At 43.9% G+C, this 5795-nt stretch carries 4 protein-coding genes; all 4 read right to left on the reverse strand.

From position 1 onward, the window contains the following. Positions 1 to 56: 56 nt before the first annotated feature. Positions 57 to 308 (reverse strand): hypothetical protein, encoded by a 252-nt coding sequence (locus E1163_RS10555; protein WP_155171431.1) that lies wholly within the window; start codon positions 306 to 308, stop codon positions 57 to 59. A gap of 97 nt (positions 309 to 405) precedes the next feature. Continuing rightward, complete coding sequence (locus tag E1163_RS10560) at positions 406 to 2124, reverse strand: hypothetical protein (protein ID WP_155171433.1); 1719 nt, start codon at positions 2122 to 2124, stop codon at positions 406 to 408. Positions 2125 to 2245: 121 nt separating this feature from the next. Further along, positions 2246 to 2683, reverse strand: a complete 438-nt coding sequence (locus tag E1163_RS10565) for a class I SAM-dependent methyltransferase (protein WP_155171435.1) — start codon at positions 2681 to 2683, stop codon at positions 2246 to 2248. An 87-nt stretch (positions 2684 to 2770) separates the two neighbouring features. Further along, positions 2771 to 5795, reverse strand: a 3025-nt coding sequence (locus tag E1163_RS10570) for a cytochrome c biogenesis protein (RefSeq protein ID WP_155171447.1), incomplete at its 5' end; no start/stop codon positions are given.

Genomic DNA, 5795 nt, shown 5'->3' on the forward strand with positions numbered 1-5795 from the left:
TAAAATCCCAATTCTTTGACCATTATACCGATGACCGAATACCGACTCCTGGCCACTCAAACAACCCTGGACTCAGAATACAAGTCATATGCTGCCACGAAGGATTCTCTGCTGTTCAAAACTTTTTGCTTTGCATAGTCATTGAGCTCGTCGCGGCTCTCGACATAGACGGGTTGGTAATGTGCCTCAAATTCGTCCCAAATGATCAGCATGTAATGGTAGCTAAGGCTACTCTCCCGGCCATTTTCCAGCCAGGTATTAAAAAGCTCCTCATCAAGTGATTTGGGAAAGTCAGCACCATCGAACATAGAAAAGTTATTTTAAGGAATTGCCTGCAATTTAGATAACAGCCCTCAGACCTCCAAGGTTTTGAAAACCTTGGAGGTCTCTCTTTACCTTTTAAATTTACACCCCCTCTGCCCACCAACCATTGGAGACTTTTAATATTCCCTCACGTATTACGGCTTCATGCTCTGTGCCTTTGTAGACCTCCATAAGCGTGGGAATTAGTGTTTCCGTGTTGAACACATCATGGTCTTCATCAATTACAGACAGGTAGCGCAGTGCGGTTTCGATATATGCCGGGCTGCTACTTGCCAGCTCATAGACGGCATAGCAGAGCGCTGTTTCTTCACTGTCGATGTATAGGCGACCTGCCCTTTCGTACCTGATGAAGTTATCTACAACTTTTTTTATTTTTTCCGGTGCGCCTGGGATGGGTAGTGCTTTTTTGAAAAACTGACGATCATCCATGGTTAACCCTATGGTATCCTTTATCAAAAATGCCAGCTTATCACCATAGCCTAATGCCGGTATGTCTTCGGTTAATGTGGCCATTTGATCCAGGGCATGAAGCAGGCTCTCCGCCTGGTTTAGGTCATCAACGACGATCACTACTTTGCCCTTTTCGGCCTGGAACTGTTCTTCAGTCGCAGGATCACTTGTAATTATTTCTTCATCAAGCACCGATAAAGTAACAGGAATGTACTCCTCTCCGGAAGTCAGGTCTACATCGGCGAGGGGCATTTTATATTTTTTACCTTCTTCCAAAATAAGAAAGTCATCCTCTATATGCTTAATAAAAGCGTGAAAAAAGGCGAACTCCTGGTTTGCTTCACCCTGAACGGCAGTAGTTATCAGCAATGGGGATATGCTTCCATCTAATCCCACTTTGCGCACAATGCCGCCTCTCCAGCATAACCATACGGCATCGTCATATTTGTCAAACACGATGGAGTAAAGTTCATTGCAAAAAGATACAAAGGCTTCATCATATCCGCTTTCAGAGGGTCGTTCCTGGAATATTTCTGCCATTTCATCGCATTCGGATTCATAACAAGCCAACTGGGAAGTGGAAAAGGCACGGACAGGTATTATTCGAAGAACATTAAAAGTACTAAGGTCAAATACCATTATCTTATAAATAAAGCGGGGGCCTCCCATTTCGCTCTTTTCTATTTCAAGATCTCCCCAATACGGCATAACCCCGATGTTCTTACCGGCATGGATAGCCGGCTCCTTTGCTTCAAATGAATCTCTCTGGGCATATGGCATTTCATAGCGTTCAGGCTGTGATGTACCCGGATCATAAACCACATAACCGTGCGTCCATTTTTCTTCACCAGAGATATACTCTTCTTCATTAAAATACATGAGCAAGCGGCCATCTCCCCTCATTTGCAGGTGACCGGAGTAAAGTTTTTCCGGTAGTTCACTGACAGTACCTTTTGAAAGATCTGCCAAGGGAAAAGAGGCCAGCATTGGATTGTAATCTTTATTATAGGCCACATACAGCATAGCCTTATCAGGTGAGAATACAGCGCGCGTATCGACAGAACCTTCCAGTTGGGTTTCATAAATCTTTTCCTGCGCATCCAGATCATAAGCCCGGAGCCAGCCATTCCAGTTGATGATCGCAAACTTTGAGGCCGTGTAAAACTCCTTAAAAATGATAGGCTCATTGTCTCCATGTAGTGAAAAGCTCCAGATTAGCCGTTTGGAATTGCTGGAGGCGGGTTTTAGCACTTTTACATGGTTAATTCCGTCCTGCTCAATGATAATTTCGTGTAGGTCAGTGTCCATGCCGTCAAAAATAGGCATTGAGCGGGCGGCATGAATCATCATTTATAGTGATTTTTCAAAAAAGCAACTAAACAGTGAAAGTTCGGCGCTGTTTTTTCGATTTGGAAGAACCTTTTAATTTAGGGAATGGAATGACATTGAATGTACTGTTTAAAATTATTACCTACCTGAATTGATCCAGTGACACCTCTCTGAGTGGATTTCCTCCATCAATAAAGAGTTTTCCACCTTTTGCCAAAGCTTTTGCTATTCGTGGAAAAGCGATATCTCCGGTCTTGGGGTGCCTTCCATCGAGTGCTCCTACCCTTATAGCAAGCGCCATGTCAAACAGTGGCTCATTTGGCTCAAGCGAGAAATCTTCAATGGCCACTTGCAGATATTGCAGGCGTCCTGTTTCTATTTCTTTGGGTGAATTTTTGATGGCCTGCTCTATGGCTTTTCCGGAGCGATCAATGGCAAGTACATAAATATCATCAATAGTATTTATGATTTCACGCGCAGCTACTCCCGGTCCGCACCCTATTTCCAGCACTCTCATGCCTGGCTTCAGCGGCAACGCTTCTACAATTTCCCTTAGTCTGGGAGATATTTTTGCTGACATTTCTTTTAAATACAGAGTGGTAGAAACTTACTACATCTAGTGGCTGATAACGTACTCATCATTTTAAATGTTGCTCTACATCCATAGTTAGGCCACAATTTTTTGTTTCTCACTGTTATTCATATTCCGGTACCTTAACATGGAAGCAATTGAAATCACCAATAAAATAGCAACACACCAGTACACCCAGGCGGGTATGGGCACTGCATCGCCTTTGGCATAGGAGTGCAGGCCCGAGAGATAGTAATTAACACCAAAGGAGGTCATGATAATGCTCGAAAATGCCCATAGGCTGGCAAGGTTATAAATTAAATTATCTTTTAGCTTAGGGATGAGCCGCAGGTGCAAAACAATGGCATAGACAATAATAGAAATTAATGCCCAGGTTTCTTTCGGGTCCCAGGCCCAATATCTGCCCCAGCTTTCATTGGCCCACACCCCACCAAGAAAGGTCCCTACAGTCAGCAAAAATAGCCCAACGGTTATCGACATTTCATTAACAATAGTCAGTTCTTTCATGCTACGCCACCATTGCGACCTGGGGCTGGCAGGTTTAAATATAATAAGCATTAAGCTTAGAAGCCCGAGGATTGCTGCCAATGCCAGGGGGGCGTATCCGCTTACGATTATGGCTACATGGATTTTTAACCAGTAAGAGTGTAATACCGGCATAAGGTTGGTGATCTCAGGGTTGAGCCAGTCCAGAAAACCCACAAAAAGCAGGGTGCCGGAAAATAATAATCCCAAAGGCAGTGTAAAGCGTGATTTTCCCGAAAATAGCAGACCAAACAACAATACACCCCAGGCCACAAAAACCAGCATTTCGAAGCCATCTGACCATGGGGGATGCTTCGCAATATACCACCTCAGGCCCAGGTGAAAGGTAAAAACCAGAAAACCTGTCCAGGCCAGGATTGCTCCTGCTTTCCATCCAATACGCAGGGCTCGTGTGTTATAAAACAGAAATAAAATTGCACATACCAGCATCATGACACCAAGTAACCAAAAAGGGCCAAATAAGCGGTTCCCTAGGTTCAGCCGGTTATAAAGTAATTCCGCCTCTATTAGCCTCTCAGAAGGATACACTTCTTCTCCTGCCTTTTTTTGGTACAAATGCATATAGCCTAAAGCCTCATTGGCACCATTCCAGTCTCCTTCCTTTATGGCTTTGTCAACGTTTTGGAGGTATAAGGGAAGTATGTTTTTCACGAAACGACCATCTTCTTCATTAAATCCTTTATTAAACTGGTTTTTGGTAAACCAGGTGTTGTTTTCATCACCTCTTAATGGGAATAGCCGCAAAAAATCTCCCGAGAGCAAGCCATAAAATACGTTGAATCGTTCATCTGTTTTCAATAATTCGTTATGGGCATCATTACGCTCCGAGGGTTTTAACTGATTGGCTTTTTCTACGAGATCTTGCAGCAAATATTCCCCATCCTCGTTGATAAACTGGCGAAAACTTAAACGATCTGCCGGTTCTACTCCCAGGACTTCAAATACTTCATGTGATTTTTCCCTGTCTATTTTTATCAGCGGCAGGTTACCATAGGTAGCCGGGTCGAGTTGAACGGCTAATAAAAATTGTTCCGGCGTCAGTTCCATTACGGCGTCTTTAACAGGAACAGGCATATAACTCTTACCACTTAGTTTTCGCACTATTTCATTGGCCAGCGTATTCAGCGGTTTCATCCGGCCATCAATATCCTGTACTATGAGCTTCCCGTATTCATCAGCTTTCTCTTTTGGCACCAGCGAGGTGGCTATTACAGGACTTAATGCCCGCAGGCTAAAGACTGATAAGAAAACCAGTGTTAAGGTAAGGGTAGTTTTCAGGTATAAAGGAGTTGGCATCTCTGCACCTTCCGTTTCTTTCTGAGTAGCTTGCACTTGCATCTTATCAAGCTTTCTGTTAAGTATAGAAAAACGGCTTCCCCTGGCGAATAACGTTAGCAGCATCCCTGCTGCGAGCAATAAATATCCTAAGTAGGTAATGTAAGTGCCAGGCTTGTCCTGGTTGATAGAAAGCACAGTCCCCGCCTCATCAGTATCATAAGATGCCTGATAAAACCGGTAACCACCATAATCAAGCACGTTGTTCATATAAATGCGAAAAGGCAACCGGACATCCCCGTCTCGCACTACCACTTCACTGGCATAGCTCGACGGACTGCTGCTGCCGGGGTATCTTTTGAGTTGAAAATCTTTCAGGTATAATTTGAAAGGCAGACTGAGGGCTTTTGGGCCATAAGTAACGGCAAACTTCTGGCCTCCATAGTCAAACAGGCTCCAGGTAGGCTTTAAATCTACTACATGGATAAAAGCCTCATCCAGCTTGTTGCCTTCTGCGTCTTCTACCACCAAATGAGCGACATCAGACATGTTTTCTGCCAGCTTTTCATCTGTCTCAGTGGTGTATTCCAGAGCCGCTTTTTCTTCAATGGATTTAATCATAAACGCGCCCCCATCCCACTGGTATAGCGTCATATATTTTACCGGCTTCGTATCATCCTTATGCAATACACCCATTTGCTGTGTGGTCATTTCCATGATTTGCAAATGCCTGTCTGACAAAATCATCCACTGCCCGGCTTCTTTAAAGATGCGTACATCAGCATCACTTTCCTTGTTCACTTCAATAATAAGATCGTTCAGTATCGTTCTCTGCCCCTCTTTTAAAAGCAGGTCTTCCCTGCCCTCACCTGCCGTGGCAGCCAGTGACACAAAGGTTTCATCGCCTTTCACAAAGCTTTCTTTACCTGCAGGAATAAAATCCACGACCTTCAACCGAAAGCTTTTACCAGCCAAAACAACATCCGTTTCAACAGGATCAAAGGTTTTAGCAGTCATGGCCAATTCTTTTTCAAAATGATGGTTTTTTTCATGATCAATGGCTCTTGCCTGCAGGTATCGTTCGCCTGTATAGAAGGTGCTTTCCTCACTATTTTCACGGATATGGATCAACCCTTCATTGCTCGTGAAGCGTGTAACACCTGCACCTAGTATTATAATTACAAAAGCAATATGAAACAGCGCTACCGGCCATTTGCCTTTGCTGAACAATTTGTATTTTCCAATGTGCGACAGGAAGTTAACGGCCATCCACGCTAAA

This window comes from Fulvivirga kasyanovii (genome assembly GCF_009711405.1).
Lineage (GTDB): Bacteria > Bacteroidota > Bacteroidia > Cytophagales > Cyclobacteriaceae > Fulvivirga > Fulvivirga kasyanovii.

Bases quoted from the DNA above. Each gene is read 5' to 3' on its own strand.
- E1163_RS10555 (WP_155171431.1), bottom strand. From the start codon at position 308: ATGTTCGATGGTGCTGACTTTCCCAAATCACTTGATGAGGAGCTTTTT.
- E1163_RS10560 (WP_155171433.1), bottom strand. From the start codon at position 2,124: ATGATGATTCATGCCGCCCGCTCAATGCCTATTTTTGACGGCATGGAC.
- E1163_RS10565 (WP_155171435.1), bottom strand. From the start codon at position 2,683: ATGTCAGCAAAAATATCTCCCAGACTAAGGGAAATTGTAGAAGCGTTG.